Source organism: Micromonospora sp. CA-111912 (genome assembly GCF_050948415.1).
Taxonomy (GTDB): domain Bacteria; phylum Actinomycetota; class Actinomycetes; order Mycobacteriales; family Micromonosporaceae; genus Micromonospora.
This window is the reverse complement of the sequence record NZ_CP192007.1, coordinates 16,801-36,440: the sequence shown is the minus strand read 5'-3', so window position 1 is coordinate 36,440 and position 19,640 is coordinate 16,801. Positions and strand designations below refer to the sequence as shown.

Here is a 19,640-nt window from a genome sequence, read left to right as displayed (position 1 = left end):
ATCTTCGGACCCGCGCAACGGGTGTTGCTTGCTCCGGGTAGCTGTGTCGCCACTCCGTTCGCGGTAGCAGGGCACCTCGCGCACCCTGGTCCGTTGCGTCAAAACTACGCGCGCTGACCGGTTCACCCGCCTCGTTTTCGAGGAGTGTTGTGGCCGCAGCTAAGAGTATGCGGAGTGATGCCATTGCCATTGCATGCGTGGCGGCGCGGCTACCGGGAGCGAGCAACGGCCAGGATTTCTGACACCATCTTCAGGGCCGCTTGGAATCTGTCGAGCATCTCGCCATCGAGGTAGCCCGCTCCCGAGAGCTGTCACCCGAGGCAGTCGGTGCTCACGGTTATCTTCCAGTAACAGCCACTGTCGCCGATCTGGACCTGCTCGACCCTGAGTTATTCAGTTTCACGCAACGTGAGGCGGAGCTGTGCGATCCCCCGTTACGGCTGTTTCTTGGACTGTTCCTTACCGACGCCGGTACGACCGCGCAGGATCGGGGGCGCGGGTGGGCGTCGTCGGTGGCTCGACCAGCAACCGCTACCGGTACGACTTCATCGAGCGCAACCTGACCGGCTGGTTGGGACCGGGTCGGGACCGACCAGCCGGGCCGTGCCCGCCTGGTCGGCCGTACCGGCTCGGCTTGGTCGACTCAGCCAGGCTGGGCCGGCTGCTCGGTCCAGCCTGGCGCCGCCGCGACCGCGGGAGCCAACTCCGTCGGAGTGGGGAAGTCAAGGATGTCGAGCAGGTCGACGTCCTTGGCCAGTTCCGTCCGGATGAGAGCCCGGATGCGGACGGCCGTCAGCGAGGTGCCGCCGAACTCGACGAAGTCGCTCTCCGCGTCGAGCGCATCGTTCTTGAGCGCGGCCCGCCAGATGGTGACGAGTTGCGCGGTGACGTCGATTGACATGAACTTCCCCTACTCAATGCCCGCTGCGCCGAGCGGCACAGCGACGCTGGTCAACCGCAACAACTCGGCGCCCCGCCCGAGCTTCGCCTCAAGGCTGCCCCGGCCGAGGACCAGCCGCTGGGCGCCGGCCCCGATCGCGAGCCGCAGCGGTTCGTAGGCGATCAGGTTGAAGTACGCGAAGGCCCCGGCGGTCCGCTCGTAGTCGCAGCCCCAGCACCGGAGACGCCACACCCCGTCCTGCCGCCAGATGACCGTGAACGCGACCGGTTCCTTCGCGTCCGGGTCATCGTCGCCGAACACCGCCAGGCAGGTCGTCTGGTCGCCCAGCGAATCCGCGATGCCGGCGAGGTAGTCCGCGTACTGGTCGACGGTGCCGGCGACGTGGTACTTCTGCTCCACGTTCCGCAGCAAAGGCGCAAGCTCCCGGTGGCGCGCCGACAGCTCGACCTCGATGATCCGCAGGCCCGCCGACCGGAACCGGCGTTGCTCCTTGCGGATCATCTCCCGCCGGCTCCGCGACTGTGCCGCCAGATATCCCGCGAAGGAGTCGAAGGTCACCGGGATGAATGCTTCGAGGCTCTCCACCAGTACCGGGTCGTCCGCCGCGACCAACGGCGACACCGCCGCCAACAGCTCGTCGTCCAGCAGCGGGAAACACGCGAAGTCGAGCTGGTCGGACCGTTCCGTCACCAGGTCCCAGCCCGCCTTCAGCAGGGCCGCGCGGATCGGCCCCGACTCCATGCCGGAACGCACCGCCACCATCGCCGGTGCCCTGCCGAGCGACCCGAGGTAGCACCCCGTCCGCCAGCCCTGCGTCGCCGTCGACCCGTCGAGCACCAACCGGGGATGGGGTGCCGCAGAGTACGGCCGCGCCACCGGATAGACCGGGAGGACACCGACCGGGCCCGCCCCGGCGTCGCGGGCGACGACGAAACACCCCGACTGGCCGGCGTCCGCCAGGGCCCGCTCCGCCCGGATCAATTCGCGCCGTTCGCTTTCCCCGAGGAGCTCCGGTGCGTCGTTACTCAGGGTTGCAAACAAATCCGCGACGGTATCTACCGTGTGGCATTCATAGGGTGGCATTGCGGGCGATCTTAGGTTCCGGCATTGCTACTGTCAATGGAGCCGGTGCGGACTTCCCCGTCGGTGACCGGTCCGGTGCGTTCGGTTATTGCCGATGTGGCCGAAGTCGTTCCGGGCGTGGCCGGTAATAGCACCGGGCGCCTCATCCGACTGCTCAGCTCCCAAATTCCAGGCTGCCGTCGGCGGCCCCCGGGTGACCACCCGGTTGATCGATACGGCGGCCGGCACCAGCCAGCCGACGCCGACGGAGGCCTCCGGCGCGAGCTGCACCAACACCTCGGGCCAGGCGCCACCGGCGGGCGGCCAGGACGGACTGCCAGCCGTGGGTCAGCGGGAGGAAATCGACAACCGCCTGGGGCTGAGACGCGAGAAACGAAAGGGGGACGTGCACGCTGCAGAATGCCGTGATCGGCAGGTACCCGAGATTCAGCACGATCACCTGAAGAGCCACCTGGAGTCGGAACGCCGCGGCGCTGGCCGCCCGACACGCGCCATACGGACACCCGGCAGTCCTTGACGCATCACCGATATAGACGATTTCCAGGGTGTCGGGAAAGCTCTGCTACCATCGGTGCGATCTGTCGCATGGGATGTTACTCAGCGCAATTACTTGCAATACCGAAACCGCTGATCCCAGGTCGGAAGGGCGGAACTGGTGGACATCCCGGGTTGGCACACGCTCAAGGTCGGTACCGGTGGCGCGGTCTTGCTCGTGGTCGACTTCAGTGCCGAAGCGTCCCGTGCAGTCGCTGGATTTGACGATTTTGTCCCGCTTCTTCCGGACCGCTACACCGTTCGGGCTCCGAGCCGGGCTGCCTGGGCCGGCGACACCGACAGCCCGGTCGAGCCCGACGCTCAGTTGGCGGCCTGGCTCGCGACGGCCGACGACATCGGACCGGAGGTGGTGGGCGTACTCGGGTACTGCGCGGGATGTCGGCTCGCCGCCGCCCTCGCCGACCGGCTCGCGACCTCGACCCCACCAGCGTTGATCTTCTTCGATCCGCTGCCCGTGGTGCCGCAGACGTTGTCCTACGAGTTCGTGAAGGCCGTCACGCCGCTCGCACCCGGCCTGGGACAGGACGTCGTCGACGGGGCCGCCGAACAGGCCCGGTCGCAGGCCGAGAGCGCCGCCAGTCTCGACGAACTCGCCCGGTGGCTCAGCACCTCGTACGCCGACCTGGCGAGCCGTGGCTGCGCCGAACTCGGCATCGAGCCGGAGTTCGCCGAACAGTTGATCAGTCGGCTGGCGGAGTACCTCCGGTATCTGACCATCGCGGCGGCCACGCCGTCGACACCGGGTCCCACGCCGGCCCTCGTGCTCCAGTCGCGCGAGCCGGTGCCGGCCGCGCTACGCGAGTACGCCGACGCCCGGCGACTCGACGTGCCACGGGCCGAACTGCTCGGCAGCCGGGAGGCCGCCGACCTGGTGACGCAGGTGTTGATCAATCGGGAGCTGACCGTCCCTGGGCCCGTGGAGCCCTGAACCCGAACCAGTGGTGGCCCGGGCCGCTGCGGGCCGAGGCACTGCGCACCCGGCGCGACAAGGTGTAACGATCGCCAAACTGGGTACCGCTTTCCGAATCCGCACAGGTGCGCATTCGGAGGCTCTCATGACCGGTTACCGGGTCAGCGACGTAATGACGAAGCAGGTGGTCTACCTGTCCGCGGAGACCACCCTGGACGAGGCGGCCAGGGTGATGCAGGAGGCGGACATCGGGGACGTGGTGGTCACCGACGGGGCCAGCCTCGCCGGCATGCTGACCGACCGCGACATCGTGGTCCGGGCGGTGGCCGAGCGCAGCGATCCGGCCAGCACCACCATCGGCTCGATCGTCACCCGGGAGGTGGTGATGATCGAGCAGCACTCGACCGCCGGGGAGGCGGCCTCGCTGATGCGCGAGCGCGGCGTCCGCCGCATCCTCGTCTGCGACAGCGAGCGCAAGCTCGTCGGCATCGTCTCCCTCGGCGACCTCGCCATGCAGCTCGACCCCAACTCCGCCCTCAGCGACATCAGCGAGCAGGCCCCGACCCGTTGACGGGGTGGTCCCTGCCCGATTCCTCCGGCGGCGGCGGAGGGGCCACCTCTGCGCCATCGGTAACCTGACTGGATGCCCGAGATGCCGACCAAGCTGGCCGAGATCGTTGACGAGTTCGCCTCCGCACCCCGCGACGTGGTGCTGGAGATGCTGCTCGAGTACGCCGACGTCATCCCGCCGCTGCCCGAGGAACTGGCCGGCCGGGAGGGCATGGAGCAGGTCCCCGAGTGCCAGACGGCGTTCTTCCTGCGCGCCGAGGTCGCGCCGGACGGCACGGTGACCACCTGGTTCGACTGCCCGCCGGAGGCGCCGACCACCCGCGCCTTCGCGGGCATCCTCGCCGAGGGGTTGGCCGGGCTGAGCGCCGAGGAGGTGCTCGCCGTGCCGGACGACCTCTACCAGCGGATGGGGCTGGCCCAGGTGATCAGCCCGCTGCGGGTCCGGGGCGGCACGGCGATCCTGGCCCGACTCAAGCGCCAGATCCGGGAGCAGACCGCCGTCGCCTGACGCCGCGAACCCGACCGACCCGGCGCGGGGTCAGCTCCGTCGGGAGACGATGCCGGGGCGACCCGTCCGCCCGTTTCGCGTCACGTCCGGGAACAGTCGCGCCGGTCGGCGGGTTGTCTCCGGACATGGAGATCGAGATCTACGCCGACGTGGCCTGCCCCTGGTGCTACATCGGCAAGCGCCGGCTGGAGCAGGCCCTGGAGTCGTACGACGGTGAGGTGACGGTCCGGTACCGGCCGTTCCAGCTCGACCCGTCGCCGGTGCCGACCCCGCAGCCTCTCGTGGCGGGACTGGCCGCGAAGTTCGGCAGCCGGGAACGCGTCGAGCAGATGTTCACCCACGTGACCGATGTCGCGGCGGACGCGGGGCTGCGGCTGGACTTCGACCGGGCGGTCGCCGCCAACACCTTCGACGCCCACCGGCTCGTTTGGTACGCCACCCGGCGGGGCCTCGCTGCCGAGACCGTGGACGCCCTGTACCGGGCCCACTTCACCGACGGCGTGGATGTCGGATCGCGCGCGGCGCTGGCCCGGCTCGCCGGCGGGGTGGGGCTCGACGAGGCCGAGGTGCGGGCCTTCCTCGACTCCGGGGAGGGGTCGTCGGAGGTCACCGCCGAGCTGGCCGCCGCACGGGAACTGGGCGTGACCAGCGTCCCGACGTTCGTGCTGGCCGGGAAGTACGCGGTCACGGGGGCGCAGGAGCCGCAGACCCTGCTGGCAGCCCTGGCCGAGGTGGAGCAGCGCGAGTCGAGCGCCCAGTGACATCGAAGATCACGATGTTTCACGTGCAACAACATCGACAGAGTTGAAACTCACACCGGCTTGGCCAGGCCCTCCACCACCAGCGCACCGGGCAACGCACCGAGGGCCGGCCCCGGCAGTGCGATCTTGCTGTGCCGCACACCCGAGCCGATGATGACGTGCGGGGCGGCGATGACCCGCGCGTCGACCAGGATCGGCCAGTCCTCGGGCAGCCCGATCGGGGTGATCCCGCCGTACTCCATCCCGGTCGCCTCGACCGCGTCGGCCATCGGGGCGAAGCTCGCCTTGCGCACGTCGAGCATCCGGCGGGCCATCCCGTTCACGTCCACGCGCGTCGTGGCGAGCACGACGCAGGCGGCGTACCGCACCTCGCCCCCGCGCCGGCCCGCGATCACCACGCAGTTCGCCGACACATCCAGCCCCACCTCGTACGCGGCACAGAACGCGGCGGTGTCGGCGAGTCCCGCGTCGATCGGCGCCACCAGCACGTCGTCGACGTCCACCGGGGCGTCGGCGGACCACTGCCCGATTGCGGCGGCCACCGGGGGCGCCAGCAGGTCGAGTCGGGTCCGGGCGGGCTCGGTCTTCAGCGTCCCCATCATGGGTGGATCCTCGCACCATGCCGGCCATGCGCTCGCGGAGACCCGTCGTGGGTCGGGCCCGAGCTCGACCCACTGAACCCGTTCCGCCCCGGTCGGGACGGGCCGCCCGTCAGCCGTTGGCGATGAACGGGTTGTCCCGAACGAACGTCCGGTCCCCGGCGGCGGCGATTTCCTCGGCGCGGAGCAGGCCGGGCCGGCGGGCCTCCAGGTCCTCGAAGGCGTGCCGGACGGCGATCCGGATCACCCCGTAGAGGAACACGAATCCGCAGACGTAAAGGGTCACGGTGGTGACGAGAACCAGCATGGGGCAACCGTAGGCAGCCGGCGAACGAGTGGACTTCTCATCTCCGGCCGGTTCCCCCGTACGTGTCGGCCAGGTGGCCGGCCCAGCTCCGGCGCCCGCCCGGGTCACGGTGGAGCGGTTCCGTCATCCGGCCGGCCGGGCCCGAGCCGGAACCACCCGTCCGGCGAGGAGGACGCCCAGCGCGGCCAGGGCGGCGGCCAGCACGAGAACGGCGGTGTAGCTGCCCGGGCCCGGTGCCGACCCGACCGCGAGCACCGCGCCGGTCAGCGCCAGCACCGATGCCGCGAACAGCGAGTCGCCCAGTTGCAGGGAGGAACTGTTGCGCCCCTGCTCGCCGGGGGCCGACAGCTCCAGGGTGAGCACCGACAGCGACGGGTACAGGAGCCCCATTCCGAGCCCGGCGACTGCCCAGCCGAGCACTCCGACCGCGAGCGGCACCGCCGGCCACACCGCGAGCGCCACCGTGGCCGTCCCGACGGCGATGCAGACCAGCCCGGCGCGTACGAGGACGGCCGGCGAACCGGGCACGGGCAGCCGCGCCCGGCCCCCGCTCCCCCGGGCACTGCCCGGCGCTGGCAGCCGGCCCTGCAACCAGGACCCGGCCGACCAGGAGAGCGCCCCGACGGTGAGCAGCAGGCCCGCCTCGGTCGGCGACAGCCCGCGCTCCCGGGAGAGCATCAGCGGGATCACCATCTCCGCGCTGGCGAACGCGGCTGAGGCCAGACCGCGCAACCCGACCACCGTCGGCAGGCCCCGACCGGCCCGCAGGAAGCCGGCCGGCAGCAGGCGTGGGGCGCAGCACAGCAGGCCGGCGAGCGCCGCCACCACCAGGCCGACCGCCGACGCGCCGCGCTGCTGCCCCCCGTAGTGCAGCAGTGCGGCGCTCACCCCCGCCCCGCAGGCCCAACCGACCCGGGCCGCCGCGCCTGCGGCCAGCCGGACGGCGGGCGAGACGACGGCCCGCAGGCCCGGCTCGATGAGCAGCACAGCCGGCACCGCCAACGCCGGCACCGCCAGGAAGACCCAGCGCCAGCCGAGGTGCTCGACGATCAGCCCGGCCAGCGCCGGCCCGACCAGCGACGGTATGACCCAGGCCGCAGCGAACGCGGCGAAGATCCGCCGGTGCAGCGCCTCCGGGTACGCCCGCCCCACCACCACGTACAACGCCACCGCGAGCAGGCCGGAGCCGAAGCCCTGCACGAACCGACCCGCCACCAGCACGCCCATGGTCGACGCGGTACCGGCGAGCAGGAGCCCGGCGACGAACCAGCCCACCCCGTGCCACACCGGTGCCCGGGGGCCCCGGGCGTCGCACCAGATGCCGGAGACCACCATGGCCACCACGCCGGAGGCGAAGGGGCCGCCGAACGCCAGCCCGTACCAGGACAGCCCGTCGAGGTTGCGGGCGACCGTGGGCATCGCGGTGCCGACGGCGAGCGCCTCGAACGCGACCAGCGAGACCAGGGCCACCACGCCCACCGTCATGGCCCGCAGGCGCGGGGCGAACAGGCGCTCCGGCGTGACCTGGTCCGCGACTGCGGGGGTCACCGGCGACCGGCCGTACCGGACACCTGGTCCGGGGCTCGCCGTGACGCGTCCCGACGACGCCGCCCACCCGTCGGCAGCCCTTGGCCCGCCTGCGGCCTGAACAGTTCCCACGACATGCGATCAGCTTCCGCCCTGAACCCCGATTGAAGTCAAGTCGGGGGTGACCGGAGTCTCGGCGTCCGCCGGGTCCCACCCGCGCTCCGGTCCGGCCCCGCCGGCTGCGGAAACTTCCCGGCCGACGGGGAATAACGGGCGTACGGGCGGGAAGGCAGCCCGCCGAGACCGAGCGTGGGAGGCGAAATGGGGCACGGTGGGGGCAACGACGGCACCGGGAGGCCCGGCCGGCCGACCTCCGGCCGTACCGCTCGATGACGTTGCTGGGCCGGGTGGCCGGCCGCCTCCTGCCGTCGGTGGCGGTGCCACACCTCGTCAGCGACGCGTCGCGGGCGATGCCACACCTCGTCGGCGACGCGTCCCGAGCCGTCCCGCACCTGGTCGGCGACGCGTCACGTACCGCCGGCGCCGCCGCGGCCCAGCTGGCCCGGCTGGCGGGCCTGGCACGACGCCGGGTCTGGTCCCGGCCCGGGCGGTACCACATCGAGGTGCACGGCGTCTGCCAGGACGGCGGCGACAGGCTGGCCCGCCAGGTGGAGCGGGAGCTGCAGCTGCTGCCCGGCGTGCGGTGGGCCAGGGTCAACGCCCCCTCGGGCAGGGTGGTGGTGGAGGTCGGGAAGCCGGAGCCGAGGCTGCGCGACCTGATCGCCACGATCGCCCGGTGCGAACGCAGCTGCGAGCACGAACCGGACCCCGAGATCCCCCCGCCGCACCCGCCGGAGGAGGGGCCGCGCACGCCCCGCACCCTCGGCGCGCTCGCCTCGGACGCGCTCGGCCTGACCCTGTCTGCAGCCACCCGGATCCTGCCGTTCACCCCGGTCCCGGCCGAGGTGGCCGGGGTGCTCGCCGCCGTCGACCTGCACCCGAAGCTGCACGCCCTGGCCAGCCGGGGGCTACGCGCCGATCCCCGCGCCGAACTGCTCTTCCCGCTCGCCGAGGCGGTCGTCCAGGGGCTGACCGGCGGCTGGACCGGGATCGTGCTGGACGGCGCACAACGGATCGTGCGGTGGGGCGAGGCGCACGCCCAGCTCGTTGCCTGGACGAAGGCCGAGCCCCAGCTCACCGGCGACCCGGAGCGGGCCGTCGCCCGGGCGCCCACGGCCGGCCGGCCGACCCCGAAGCCGGACGGCCTCGTCGAGCGGTTCGCCCAACGGATGCTGGCCGCAGGGGCGGCGGCCGGCGCGGCGGCGGTGCCGGTGGTCGGCCCCAAACGGGCCGCCGCGGTGGCGCTGTCCAGCCTCCCCAAGGCCCCGGGCAGCGGCCGCGAGGGGTACGCGGCTCAGCTCGGCCGGATGCTCGCCCGACGCGGCGTGATCGCCATGGATCGCAGCGTGCTGCGGGAACTGGATCGGATCGACACGGTGGTGTTGGACACGGCGGTGCTCGGCTCGAACCGGGGGGTGCTGGCCGATCTGGCCCCGCTGTCCGGGGCGGACACCGGACAGGTGGCGGCCCGCGCCTTCGCCCTTTTCGACCCGGCCGCCCCGGACCGGGCGCGGGAGGCGGACGGGTGGCGGCTCGGGCCGCTGGACGAGCTCGACGCCACCGATCCGGGCGACACCGACGACAGCCGGCGGATGCGGGCGGACGGTGGCACCCTGCTCGGCCTCGCCGAGGGGAGCCGCCTGGCCGCCCTGCTCCGGGTGGAGCCCGAACCCGCCCCGGCCGTGGACGCGCTGCCGACCGCCTCCCGCCGGGCCGGCCTGCGCCTGGTGGTGGCCGGCGACGACGAGGACGGCCGGTACGCCTTCGCCGACGCCGTGCTGCCCGGCGGCACCCGGATCGCCGAGACCGTCCGCCGGTTGCAGCGCGAGGGCGCGGTGGTGATGCTGCTCTCCTCCGACCGGGCGGCGCTGGGCGCGGCCGACTGCGGGCTGGGGCTGGCCGGCCCGGAGGACCTGCCGCCCTGGGGCGCGCACCTGCTGGTCGGCACCGACCTGCGGATCGCCGCGCTGATCATCGAGGCGGCCGGGGTGGCCCGCCGAATGACCGAACAGAACATCCGGCTGTCCATGGCCGGCACCGGCCTGGCCGCGCTGGGGGCGTTCACGGCCGAGCCCCGGAGGCTGCCGAGACTGTCGCTGAACACCGTCAACGGGACCGCCGCCCTGGCCTTCCTGCACGGGGTGTGGCGGGCGGGTCGGCTGCCGGACCGCGCCGACTCCCCGGTCCCGACCGTGACCGCCTGGCACCTCATGCCGGCCGACGCCGTGCTCCGCCAGCTCGACACCGACGTCGAAGGGCTGGACTCCGCCGAGGCGGAACGCCGCAGTGGCGGCGGGACCGGCGAGGGGACCGGCCCGTCCGGGCTGCTCCGCGCCTTCGTCGACGAGCTGGCCAACCCGCTCACGCCGGTGCTCGCCGCCGGCGCGGTGCTCTCCGCGAGCTTCGGCTCGCTGGTCGACGCGGCCCTCGTCGGCGGGGTGGTGGCCGGATCGGCCCTGGTCGGGGCGGTGCACCAGCGCAACACCGAACGGTCGCTGGCCGAGCTGCTGTCCCGTTCGGCGGTCACCGCCCGGGTCCGCCGGGACGGCGAGGAAAGGCCGGTGCCCGCGGACGACCTGGTCCCGGGGGACGTGATCGTGCTCGGGCCCGGCGACGCCGTACCGGCGGACTGCCGGGTGCTGGCGACGGACGGACTGGAGGCCGACGAGTCGTCGCTGACCGGCGAGTCGCTGCCGGTGGGGAAGACCGCGGACCCGGTGGTCGCCGCCGCCGTCGCGGACCGGCGCTCCATGCTGTACGAGGGCACCACGATCGCCACCGGTCACGGCACCGCCGTGGTGGTGGCCACGGGGGCGGGCACCGAGGCCGGGCGGAGCCTGGCACTGGCCCGGCAGTCGCCCCCGGCCAGCGGGGTGGAGGCCCGGCTCGGCCGGTTGACGAGCTCGGCGATCCCGCTGGCCGCCGGCTCGGCGGTGGCGGTGGCCGGGGTGGGCCTGCTGCGCGGCGTACCCCTGGCGGAGACGGCGGCGACCGCCGCGAACCTGGCCGTGGCATCGGTGCCGGAAGGGCTGCCGTTCCTGGTCAGCGCCGCCCAGCTCGCTGCGGCCCGGCGGCTGGCCGAGCACGGCGCGCTGGTCCGCAACCCGCGCACGATCGAGGCGCTGGGCCGTGTCGACGTGCTCTGCTTCGACAAGACCGGCACCCTCACCGAGGGCCGGTTGCTGCTCGCCGGCGTGGGCGACGGCGGCGGCACCCGGTACGCCCCGCCGGACCGGTTGGACGATCCGCTACGGCTGACCCTGGCCGTCGCGCTGCGGGCCACCCCGGCCGGAGACCCGGACGAGCTGCCACAGCAGACCGACCGGGCGGTCCGCCGGGGGGCAGGGTTGGCGGGGGTCGACGAGCTGGTCGGCGCGGACGGTTGGCGGGCGGTGGGCGGGCTGCCTTTCGAGCCGTCCCGCGGCTACCACGCCACGGTCGGCAGAACCGGCGACGGCCTGCTGCTCAGCGTCAAGGGCGCACCGGAGACCGTGGTGCCGCGGTGCGCCGATCGGCGTACCGCCGACGGCGGCGACGCACCGCTGGACGACGCCGGCCGGGACGAGCTGCACCGGATGCTCGCCGACCGGGCCGGTGCCGGGCACCGCATCCTGGCCGTCGCCGAGCGCCGGGTCGCCGGGGAGACCGTCACCGACGAGCAGGTCGACGGCCTGGTCTTCGTCGGCTTCCTGGCGCTCGCCGACGGGGTACGCGAGTCCGCCGCGCCCGCCGTCCGCCGGATCCGACAGGCCGGGGTGCACACCATCATGATCACCGGTGACCATCCGGCGACGGCCTCGGCGATCGCGTCGACCATCAGCCCCGACCACGGCGAGCAGCGGGTGGCCACCGGCACGGAGCTGGACCGCCTCGACGATGACGCGCTCGCCGAGCTGCTCACCCGCACCGACGTGGTGGCCCGCTGCACCCCCGCCCACAAGGTCCGGATCATTCAGGCGCTGCAGAAGTGCGGCCGGACCGTGGCTATGACCGGGGACGGTGCCAACGACGCCCCGGCGATCCGGCTGGCCGATGTCGGCATCGCCCTCGGCCAGCGCGGCACCCCCGCCGCGCGGGCCGCCGCCGACCTGGTGGTGACCGACGACCGGCTGGAGACGATCATCGCCACCCTGGTCGAGGGGCGGGCCATGTGGTCGTCGGTCCGGCACGCGCTGAGCATCCTGGTCGGCGGCAACCTCGGCGAGATCGCGTTCAGCGTGCTGAGCGCGGCCCACACCGGCCGTTCGGCGCTCACCGGACGGCAACTGCTCCTGGTCAACCTGCTCACCGACCTCGCGCCGGCGCTGGCCATCGCGGTCCGGCCGCCCGCCTCCGACCACGCCGACCACCTGCTGCGGGAGGGACCGGACACCTCGCTCGGCGCGACCCTCAACCGGGAGATCGCGCTGCGCGCGGCGTCCACCACGCTGGGCGCGACAGTGGGCTGGACGCTCGCCCGGTACACCGGACGGCAGCGCCGGGCCGGCACGGTCGCGCTCGCCTCGCTGATCGGCACCCAGCTCGGGCAGACCGTGCTCGCCGGCGGGACCAGCCCGACGGTGCTCGCCTCGACCGCCGCGTCGGTCGGGGTGCTGGTCTTCGTGGTGCAGACCCCCGGGGTCAGCCACTTCTTCGGCTGTACCCCGCTCGGGCCGGTCGGCTGGGGCATCGCCGCCGGCTCGGCGCTCGGTGCCACCCTCGCCAACGGGGCCCTCACTCGCCTGCTCGACAGCGGGGAGGCCACCGCGGCCGACGCCGAAGGGGCCACCCCGGCCGACGCGGCCGATGGCGACAGGGCTCCCTCCGACAGGTGAGGGCGGGTCGTACCGAGCCCGTCACCCGCCCCCGCCAGCCGGCCCCGCCGTCAGCCGCCCTGGTGCCAGGTCGCGGCCGCCCGACCCAGCCGGTCGTTGATCGCCCGGCCCACGCCGACGTCCGGAACCCGCTCGGCGACGATCTCGGTCACCCCGGCCGCGTCGAGCCGGTGCAGCGCGTCGAAGAGCCGGGCCGCCGCCACCGTCAGGTCCCCCGCAGGCGACAGCACCTCGACCGCCACCCAGTCGCCTTCCGCCGGGCGCTCCCGGAAGGCCAGCAACCCCCGCCGGCCACCGTCGCCGGCCACCGACTCCGCCGCCCCGACCACCCGCAACGGGGTACGCGGGGCGTAGTGCGCGGCCAACGTGCCAGGCGCCACCGGCTGGCCGGAGCTGCCCGACCGTACGGTCACCGGGCCGACCGCCTCGACCAGGGCCTCCACCGGCAGCGCGCCGAGCCGGAGCACCACCGGGCGCTCGCCCCGGGCGTCCACGATGGTGGACTCGATCCCGCACCGGGTCGGCCCGCCGTCGAGCACCACGTCCACCGCCGCGCCCAGCCCGGCCACCACGTGCTCGGCGCGAGTGGGGCTGAGCTGGCCGAACCGGTTGGCGCTGGGCGCGGCCACCGGCACCCCGGCTGCGGCGATCAACGCCCGGGCGGACGGCTCGTCCGGCACCCGGACGGCCATCGTGTCCAGCCCTGACGTGACGATCGGCGGAATCACGGCGGGTCGGTCCACGATCAGCGTCAGCGGACCCGGCCAGAACCGCTCGGCCAGCGCCTCCACCGCCGCCGGCACCCGCCCCACCAGCCCGGCCAGGTCAGCCGCGTCGGCCAGGTGGGTGATCAGCGGATCGAAACTCGGCCGCTGCTTCGCCTCGAAGATCCGGGCCGCCGCACGGGCGTCGAGGGCGTTGGCGCCCAGCCCGTAGACGGTCTCGGTGGGAAACGCCACCAGCCCTCCGGCGCGCAGGACGCAGGCGGCTTCGGCAATGCCGCCCTCGGCGGGCAGGAGGCGTGGGGATCCGGTGCTCACGCCCCGACGCTAACCTGCCCGTCCCGAGGGCACGGCTGGCGGGGGCATGTCCGCCCCCGAGCCCCCCACCAGCCGCAGCTCAGTTGTCGTTGAGGAACCGGTACGCCCGGCACTCCGACTCGGAACCGGCCTTGTACCGGCGGAACAGGAAGCCGATGTACCGGTTCTCCGGCAGGTTGTAGGCCCCGGGGCCCGCCCGGACCCCGCCGCGCGCCCGGATCCGCCTGGTCCGCCGGACGGGCGGCTCACCGTTCGGGCGCTCGAGTCCGGGGGTCGGCGACTGTGGCAGTCTGGCGCGATGTCCCGTGCCCGACTGGCGGTTGCCGCCGGCATCCTCCTCCTCGTCGCCTCCTGCGGCCTGCCGTGCCTCCCGTTCCTGGACCTCTCGGCGGTGTCACTGCCCTACCAGGACCCGACCCCCGGCATGGTGGAGGAGCAGGCCGAAGAGATCGCCGCGGCCGAGCACAGACTTGCCGTGTACGCAGTCGTCGCCGCTGTCCTGGCCATCCTCGGCCTGGCAGCCCTGATCTACGCCGGGAAACACCGCCGGCCGCGCAAGGCCGACCACGGTGCTTGCACGAAACGGCGGATCTGAGGGCGCGGACAGAAGCACCGAGAGCCGCCTCTCGCCAACTTTATGGGTGCCCCAGGGTTACGGTGCTGACTACCCTGACAGTCGTAACGACCATCGAGCAGCTTGAGCGGGACGTTTGGCCGGACCCCGGCCCGGACGACACCACCCTCGTCCGACGCTGCACAGATCTGCGACGCAAGCCGGTAGCAGAGTTCACGGTCGAAGACCTGCGCATCATGCTCGGTCAGCAAATCGGGGTGTCGGCCTTGCTGCCTCTTGCGGTACAAGTCTTGCTCCGATCTCCTCTGGCCGAGGGCGACTACTATCCGGGCGACCTGCTCCGCAACGTGCTGCGGCTACCGGACTCGGTGTGGTCGAATCTCCGAGCCGAACGGAAGCGCCTGGCGTCGACTCTGGTTCAACTCGTTGTCGGCCCCCCGTTCTCCGATCCTGACCTCAGGCCGCGTGACCCGAACCGGCAGCTGCGCGACGCCATGACACGGTTCCTTGGTCAATGAGAGCCACAGTCGATCCCTCAGAGAGCGGGGTCTGGGGCAGAGACCGAACTTCTGGCTCATACACCGGGCATGGCCGGCCGGCCATGCCCGGTTGCGGGCTGCCTTGTCCGGTCACCGGCCTGGACGACGTGGTGCACCAGCGGTCCGGTTGGGCATTCTCACCATCGCGCACGAGGCCCGCCGGGTCGAGTTCGGCTACCTAGGCACCCAGCTGGAGCTGACCGCCGGCAACCTCTCCCAGCACCTGGGCGTGCTGGAGACGGCCGGCCTGGTCCAGATCGAAAAGGGCTACACCGGCCGGCGCGGCCGGACCTGGATCACCCTCACCGCAAAGGCAACGCCGCCCTTGCCGACGAGATCGCCCGGCTGAAGCTACTGATCACCCGGGTCGAGACGGCTAGGGGCCAGTAGCGACACCAACCAACCGGCGATGGTCCTGCAAACCGTGGCGAACGGCAACCAGCTAGCTCAGCTACCCAAGCGCGGGGCCAGCCAGGTGGCCGTCCGCTGCCGGTGTCGACGCTGGCTGTCCGCGTGTGGGAGTCGCAGCGGGTGCGTCAGGCGAAGGAGCGGCTTGCCCGCCGGCGATGTGATCGGATTTCGGCTTAGTGTTCGCCAGGACGATCGGCACACCGATGGAGCCGCGGAACGTGAACCGGCGCTTTGAGCAGCTCCGCGCGACGGCTGGACTGCAGTGGCTGCCTCAGCCACTGACCGAATCCTGGGTGAGGAGGGGTCGGCGTGACCGTTTGGCTGCACAAATGGCTGCACTCGGGACCGAGATCAACCAATGTTCGTGCTGGTGGAGCCCAGGGGACTCGAACCCCTAATGCCGGCGACCGGGTAGAGATCCCGCCGAACCGGGCAGATCTAGCGCCTGAGCAGGGCCGTAACCGTCAGCGCCTCTCGACGTTTTACACGGGTTTCCGGGCTCAGTTGTGCCGGATCTGTGCCCGTTGATCTTGCACGGTTCCCGCCAGGTAGCCCTGTTCTGCTGCCGTCCCGCCCGCCGCCTGGCTCGCATCTAAAGCGGAAGCCAGGCGTTGCGGGCGGGTTGGTCTGCATCTCGTCGTCGCGCCGTCAGCAGCAGTTTGCGTTACCCGTCACGGCTGGCTCCTTCGTGGCGTCCGGAGTGCAGCAGGCATCTGCGGCGACCTTTTCCAGATGGTCGGAGTCAGCCTTGACGGTGTAGACCTCCCAGGGCTCGTTGCCGGGGCCGCGTACCCACACCTTGTCCTGGAGGGCGTAGCAGCACTCGGTGCTGTTCTCTTCGAGAGTGATCAGGCCGGAGTCGGTGAGGCGCTTGGTGGCGGCGTCGACCTCGTCGGTGCTGAACACCTCGACGCCCAGGTGGTCCATCACGGTGGGCTGGTCGGCTTCGCCCTCCAGGAGCACGAGCTTCAGTGGCGGGTTCTCGATGGCGAAGTTGGCATAGCCGGGGCGAAGCTTGGCCGGCTCGGTGTTGAACAACTTCGAGTAGAAGGCGATGGAGCCTTCGAGGTCGGATACACGCAGGGCGAGCTGGACGCGGGACATGGTTTCCCCCTCCTGACGGATTTAGCGGATGTGGTGGCTGGTGAGAGCGGTGGTGCGGGTGCGCTCGTAGCGGGCGTCGGCGTGGCAATCCGCAGTGCAAACCTGCCCGCACGACTCGCAGAGCGTCACGTCTCGGACCTGGGTGTTGCGACGACGGGAGAACAGCTTGAGCATCACTTCACCCTTGCCTAGATATTTTTCGAAGCAGGGCCTACGTTGCACCCTGTTTCGAGATCTGTCAACCTAGAGTCATGTCGAAACAAGCGCTGCCGGTGGTGGACCTCCAAGCCGTGGCCTGCTGCTCACCGATCGCCGTCCGCCCCTTGGAGGCCGATCAAGCGGCGGTGGTCGCGCCGATGTTCAAGGCCCTGGGCGACCCAATCCGGCTGCGGCTGATGTCGATGATCGCCTCCGTGCCGGAGATTTGCGTCTGCGACCTGACCCCGGCGTTCGACCTCTCCGGGCCGACCATCTCCCACCACCTCAAGGTGCTACGCGAGGCCGGCCTGGTCGACGCCGACCGACGCGGCACCTGGGTGTGGTACCGGGTGAAGCCGGAGGCATTCCGGCAGCTCGGCGCGTTGCTGGACATCTCCACCGCCCCCGCCGCCGACACCGCGGCGTGAGACTCCAACCACCTGCGCGTACTGCACGACGTGATCGAGGCCGCCGCCCGCCTCACTTCGCTGGCCACCGCGCCCGCACCAACACCGAATCTCTCCGGGAGTGCTGATGACCGCCGCCGACACCACGTCCCCGCCTGTCGGGGTACTCGTTGGAGTGCAGAGGTGAGTACGGCTGATCTTGCAGAGGTCAGGTGTCGTGGTGGGTGCCTTGTTCGTCACGGTGGGTTGCGTCTTGCAGGCGTAGGCGGGTGAGGCCGAGCATGTCGATGAGCCATCCGGGTCCGCCGGTGATGCCGCGGGCGCGTAGGAGGGTGTCGACCTCGTGGTGGGTCGTCGCAGTGGTGTGGGCGAGGAAGTCCTCGCAGATCTGGAGCAGGAGTTGCAGCAGGTCGCCGTGGTGGGTGTCGCTGGTGGCCGCGGGGTCGTCCGGCATGGCCGGGGTGGGCATCAGGCGACGTTCTCGATGGCGGTGAGGCGGTTCTTGAGGCGGTAGCTGGGGCCGTTGATGGGGACGACGTCGCAGTGGTGCAGGAGCCGGTCGAGGATGGCGGTGGCCAGGACCTCGTCGCCGAAGACTTGACCCCATTCGCCGAAGCCTTTGTTCGAGGTCAGCAGGGTGGAGCCTTTCTCGTAGCGTTTGGAGATCACCTGGAAGACGAGGTTGGCCTCGGGGCGTTCGAGGGGCTGGTAGCCCACTTCGTCGATGACCAGGACGGTGGGGCGTAGGTAGGTCTGCAGCTTGCGGGCGAGCCGGCCGATCGCGTCGGCGGCGGTGAGGTGGCGGACCATGTCGTCGAGGGTGGTGAAGTAGACGGTGAATCCGGCTCGGCAGGCGGCGACCGCGAGGGACACCGCGATGTGGGTCTTGCCGACACCGGGTGGGCCGAGGAACGCGACGTTGGCTTTGGCCTGCACGAACGCAAGCGTCGCGAGGTCACGGACCTTGCGGGGGTCCAGGTCAGGTTGGAAGCTGAAGTCGTAGTCGTCGAGGGTCTTGTGGTGCGGAAGCTTCGACAGGCGCAGCCCGGCGCGGAAGCGGCGTTCGTCGCGGACGGCGAGTTCCTCTTCCAGGACGAGGTCGAGGAACTCCAGGTAGCCCATGGCCTCGGTGTCGGCCCGGCCGGTGAGTTCCCGCAGCGTCTTGGCCAGGTGGGGCAGGCCGAGTTTGGTGGCGCTGGCGTGGATGCGGTTGGTGACCAGCTCACTCACTTCGAGACGTCCTTCAGGTGTGGGCGGTTGGTGAACGGGCTGGCCGCAGCGATCTGCTCATAGACCGACAGCGGCCGGGCCTCGACGGCGATCTGGGCGGCGGCAGCCCGGTTGAGCAGCGCTTGCAGCGGTCCCTGGCCGCTTGCATGGCGGTCCGGTCGGCGTGTGGTCGGCTGCCCGCTGGTGGGGTCGCCGGTGGTGACGGCACGGGTGTGTCCGTCGGGCAGACCGTCCCAGTGGCTCTTGTCGACGACGCGGGCGCCGCGGCCCACGGCCCGCTGGTGCGTGGCCAGCAGCGTGGTGCCGTCCAGGCCGGGGACGGTGGCGTGGATGGTGATGGTGGCGGCGGTCGCCCGGATCTCCACGAGTTGGCGGTGGCGGACCCGTCGGGCCGGCACGGAGTAGAGGTTGCCGGCGTAGGCGACCAGGCAGTCCTTGCCGACGTGTCGCAGATGCCGGTCGGCGACCACATATGCCCTGGCGGGGATCGGTCGCAGCGCGGCGTGGTCGCGGACCGCCCGCACGCCGATGATCTCGCCGTGGGTGCGATGCCGCACGGCCCGCCGCTGCGGCACCCAGGCCACGAACGTGGCGTCGAGTTCGGCCAGCGACGAGAACGCCCGCCCGGCCAGGACATGATCGCGGACGATGGTGACCTGCCGTTCGACCCGCCCTTTGCCGGTCGGCCGATAGGCGGCCAGCACGTCGATGTCGAAGTCGTAGTGCCCGGCGAACGCGACCGCTTCCGGGTGCAGCGGCACCGCCTGGCCCGGGGCGACGTGCCGGCGGACCACGGTCTTGGTCCGGTCGTAGACGATCGCCTCCGGGACCCCACCGAAGTGCGCGAACGCCCGCCGGTGACACTCCCAGAACGCGGCCAGGTCCTGACTGGTGGTGAAGCAGCAGAACGGATCCCGCGAGTACGACAGCACCATGTGAAACGAGTACACCTTCGGGATCCCGACGTGAGCCAGGATGCCGCCCTCGTCGCCCCAGTCCACCTGCGCCTGCGCACCCGGAACAACCTCGAACCGACGATGCAGCCCCGCCAGCTGATCCGGGCTGATCCCCAACTCCGCAGCGATCCGCGGCCGGGCCTGCTGCAGATACAACTTCACCCGCTGGTAGTTGCCGGTGAACCCGTACTGCTCGACCAGTCGCTCGTGGATCACGGTGCCCTTGAGCAGCAACTCCGCCCGCAACCACGCATCAACCACGTGCGCGAACACGTCGATCAACTGCCCACGAGCCGGCCGCGCCCGAACCGACGGCACCACCTCGCCGCCACCAGCAGCCAGGTACTTCTTCACCGTCCGCCAGTTCAGGCCCGTCTCACGAGCGATCTCCGAGACACTCGCACCAGCCTCGTGCAGCGCCCGGAACCGACGCACATCCAGCCACCGCTGCTCATCCAACGCCCCCACCGCCAGCCACCCCACGCCGGTCCGATCACGACCCGAGCAGCCTCACCCTCAGTCACCC

Annotated in this window: 19 protein-coding genes and 1 pseudogene; 9 read left to right on the top strand and 11 right to left on the bottom strand. The window is 71.8% G+C overall.

All coding sequences use genetic code 11. The features are described from left to right. Positions 1–643 precede the first annotated feature (643 nt). Entirely contained in the window at positions 644–901 is a 258-nt protein-coding gene (locus ACQPZO_RS00185; RefSeq protein WP_396671818.1) for an acyl carrier protein, read from the bottom strand. 9 nt (positions 902–910) lie between these two features. Continuing rightward, complete coding sequence (locus tag ACQPZO_RS00180) at positions 911–1,942, bottom strand: hypothetical protein (protein ID WP_433345891.1); 1,032 nt, start codon at positions 1,940–1,942, stop codon at positions 911–913. Positions 1,943–2,843: 901 nt separating this feature from the next. Here ACQPZO_RS00180 and ACQPZO_RS00175 point away from each other — a divergent pair. The 4 genes from ACQPZO_RS00175 (at position 2,844) to ACQPZO_RS00160 (ending at position 5,288) form a co-directional block, all read left to right on the top strand. Continuing rightward, a complete protein-coding gene (locus ACQPZO_RS00175) occupies positions 2,844–3,467 on the top strand; it encodes a hypothetical protein (protein ID WP_433345889.1) in 624 nt (207 codons plus the stop codon). 127 nt (positions 3,468–3,594) lie between these two features. Beyond that, positions 3,595–4,020 (top strand): CBS domain-containing protein, encoded by a 426-nt coding sequence (locus tag ACQPZO_RS00170; protein WP_433345887.1) that lies wholly within the window; start codon positions 3,595–3,597, stop codon positions 4,018–4,020. 72 nt (positions 4,021–4,092) lie between these two features. Continuing rightward, entirely contained in the window at positions 4,093–4,527 is a 435-nt protein-coding gene (locus ACQPZO_RS00165) for a SufE family protein (protein WP_433345885.1), read from the top strand. Positions 4,528–4,652: 125 nt separating this feature from the next. Next, a complete protein-coding gene (locus ACQPZO_RS00160) occupies positions 4,653–5,288 on the top strand; it encodes a DsbA family oxidoreductase (RefSeq protein ID WP_433345883.1) in 636 nt (211 codons plus the stop codon). A gap of 50 nt (positions 5,289–5,338) precedes the next feature. Here ACQPZO_RS00160 and ACQPZO_RS00155 read toward each other — a convergent pair whose 3' ends face one another. From ACQPZO_RS00155 to ACQPZO_RS00145, 3 genes are all read right to left on the bottom strand, one after another. Continuing rightward, on the bottom strand, positions 5,339–5,887 hold the full coding sequence (locus tag ACQPZO_RS00155) for a YbaK/EbsC family protein (RefSeq protein WP_433351389.1): 549 nt from the start codon (positions 5,885–5,887) through the stop codon (positions 5,339–5,341). Positions 5,888–5,999: 112 nt separating this feature from the next. Beyond that, entirely contained in the window at positions 6,000–6,194 is a 195-nt protein-coding gene (locus ACQPZO_RS00150; RefSeq protein ID WP_387022225.1) for a hypothetical protein, read from the bottom strand. A 123-nt stretch (positions 6,195–6,317) separates the two neighbouring features. Next, positions 6,318–7,742 carry an MFS transporter gene (locus ACQPZO_RS00145; RefSeq protein ID WP_433345881.1) on the bottom strand — a complete coding sequence of 475 codons (1,425 nt, stop codon included), beginning with the start codon at positions 7,740–7,742 and terminating at the stop codon, positions 6,318–6,320. 368 nt (positions 7,743–8,110) lie between these two features. Here ACQPZO_RS00145 and ACQPZO_RS00140 point away from each other — a divergent pair, with 368 nt between their 5' ends. After that, positions 8,111–12,655: an HAD-IC family P-type ATPase gene (locus ACQPZO_RS00140; protein ID WP_433345878.1), complete on the top strand. Its 4,545-nt coding sequence runs from the start codon at positions 8,111–8,113 to the stop codon at positions 12,653–12,655. Between the two features lie 50 nt (positions 12,656–12,705). Here the strand turns inward: ACQPZO_RS00140 and ACQPZO_RS00135 are convergent, their stop codons facing one another. Then, entirely contained in the window at positions 12,706–13,671 is a 966-nt protein-coding gene (locus ACQPZO_RS00135; protein WP_433351388.1) for an L-threonylcarbamoyladenylate synthase, read from the bottom strand. A 322-nt stretch (positions 13,672–13,993) separates the two neighbouring features. On the opposite strand from ACQPZO_RS00135, the gene ACQPZO_RS00130 reads away from it, so the two are divergent. The 3 genes and pseudogenes from ACQPZO_RS00130 (at position 13,994) to ACQPZO_RS00120 (ending at position 15,198) form a co-directional block, all read left to right on the top strand. Beyond that, positions 13,994–14,290 (top strand): hypothetical protein, encoded by a 297-nt coding sequence (locus ACQPZO_RS00130; RefSeq protein WP_433345876.1) that lies wholly within the window; start codon positions 13,994–13,996, stop codon positions 14,288–14,290. A gap of 62 nt (positions 14,291–14,352) precedes the next feature. Continuing rightward, the gene (locus ACQPZO_RS00125) at positions 14,353–14,787 is read left to right on the top strand and encodes a contact-dependent growth inhibition system immunity protein (protein WP_433345874.1); all 435 of its coding nucleotides are present in this window, start codon (positions 14,353–14,355) and stop codon (positions 14,785–14,787) included. Between the two features lie 83 nt (positions 14,788–14,870). Next, positions 14,871–15,198, top strand: a pseudogene (locus ACQPZO_RS00120) (transcriptional regulator). A gap of 669 nt (positions 15,199–15,867) precedes the next feature. Here the strand turns inward: ACQPZO_RS00120 and ACQPZO_RS00115 are convergent. Both ACQPZO_RS00115 and ACQPZO_RS00110 read right to left on the bottom strand, forming a co-directional pair. Continuing rightward, positions 15,868–16,323: an ArsI/CadI family heavy metal resistance metalloenzyme gene (locus ACQPZO_RS00115; RefSeq protein WP_433345872.1), complete on the bottom strand. Its 456-nt coding sequence runs from the start codon at positions 16,321–16,323 to the stop codon at positions 15,868–15,870. A gap of 21 nt (positions 16,324–16,344) precedes the next feature. Continuing rightward, positions 16,345–16,497: a hypothetical protein gene (locus ACQPZO_RS00110; protein ID WP_433345870.1), complete on the bottom strand. Its 153-nt coding sequence runs from the start codon at positions 16,495–16,497 to the stop codon at positions 16,345–16,347. 77 nt (positions 16,498–16,574) lie between these two features. On the opposite strand from ACQPZO_RS00110, the gene ACQPZO_RS00105 reads away from it, so the two are divergent. Continuing rightward, the gene (locus ACQPZO_RS00105) at positions 16,575–16,949 is read left to right on the top strand and encodes an ArsR/SmtB family transcription factor (RefSeq protein WP_433345869.1); all 375 of its coding nucleotides are present in this window, start codon (positions 16,575–16,577) and stop codon (positions 16,947–16,949) included. A 187-nt stretch (positions 16,950–17,136) separates the two neighbouring features. Here the strand turns inward: ACQPZO_RS00105 and ACQPZO_RS00100 are convergent, their stop codons facing one another. Genes ACQPZO_RS00100 through istA form a run of 3 tightly spaced genes read right to left on the bottom strand, consistent with a single transcriptional unit; the run spans position 17,137 to position 19,582 of the window. Then, positions 17,137–17,397: a hypothetical protein gene (locus tag ACQPZO_RS00100; RefSeq protein ID WP_433345867.1), complete on the bottom strand. Its 261-nt coding sequence runs from the start codon at positions 17,395–17,397 to the stop codon at positions 17,137–17,139. After that, the gene (gene istB, locus ACQPZO_RS00095) at positions 17,397–18,158 is read right to left on the bottom strand and encodes an IS21-like element helper ATPase IstB (RefSeq protein ID WP_120332325.1); all 762 of its coding nucleotides are present in this window, start codon (positions 18,156–18,158) and stop codon (positions 17,397–17,399) included. Before istB ends, ACQPZO_RS00100 begins: the two co-directional genes overlap by 1 nt. Continuing rightward, positions 18,155–19,582: an IS21 family transposase gene (gene istA / locus ACQPZO_RS00090; RefSeq protein WP_433345865.1), complete on the bottom strand. Its 1,428-nt coding sequence runs from the start codon at positions 19,580–19,582 to the stop codon at positions 18,155–18,157. The genes istB and istA overlap by 4 nt, the downstream gene beginning before the upstream one ends. Between the last annotated feature and the right edge of the window lie 58 nt (positions 19,583–19,640).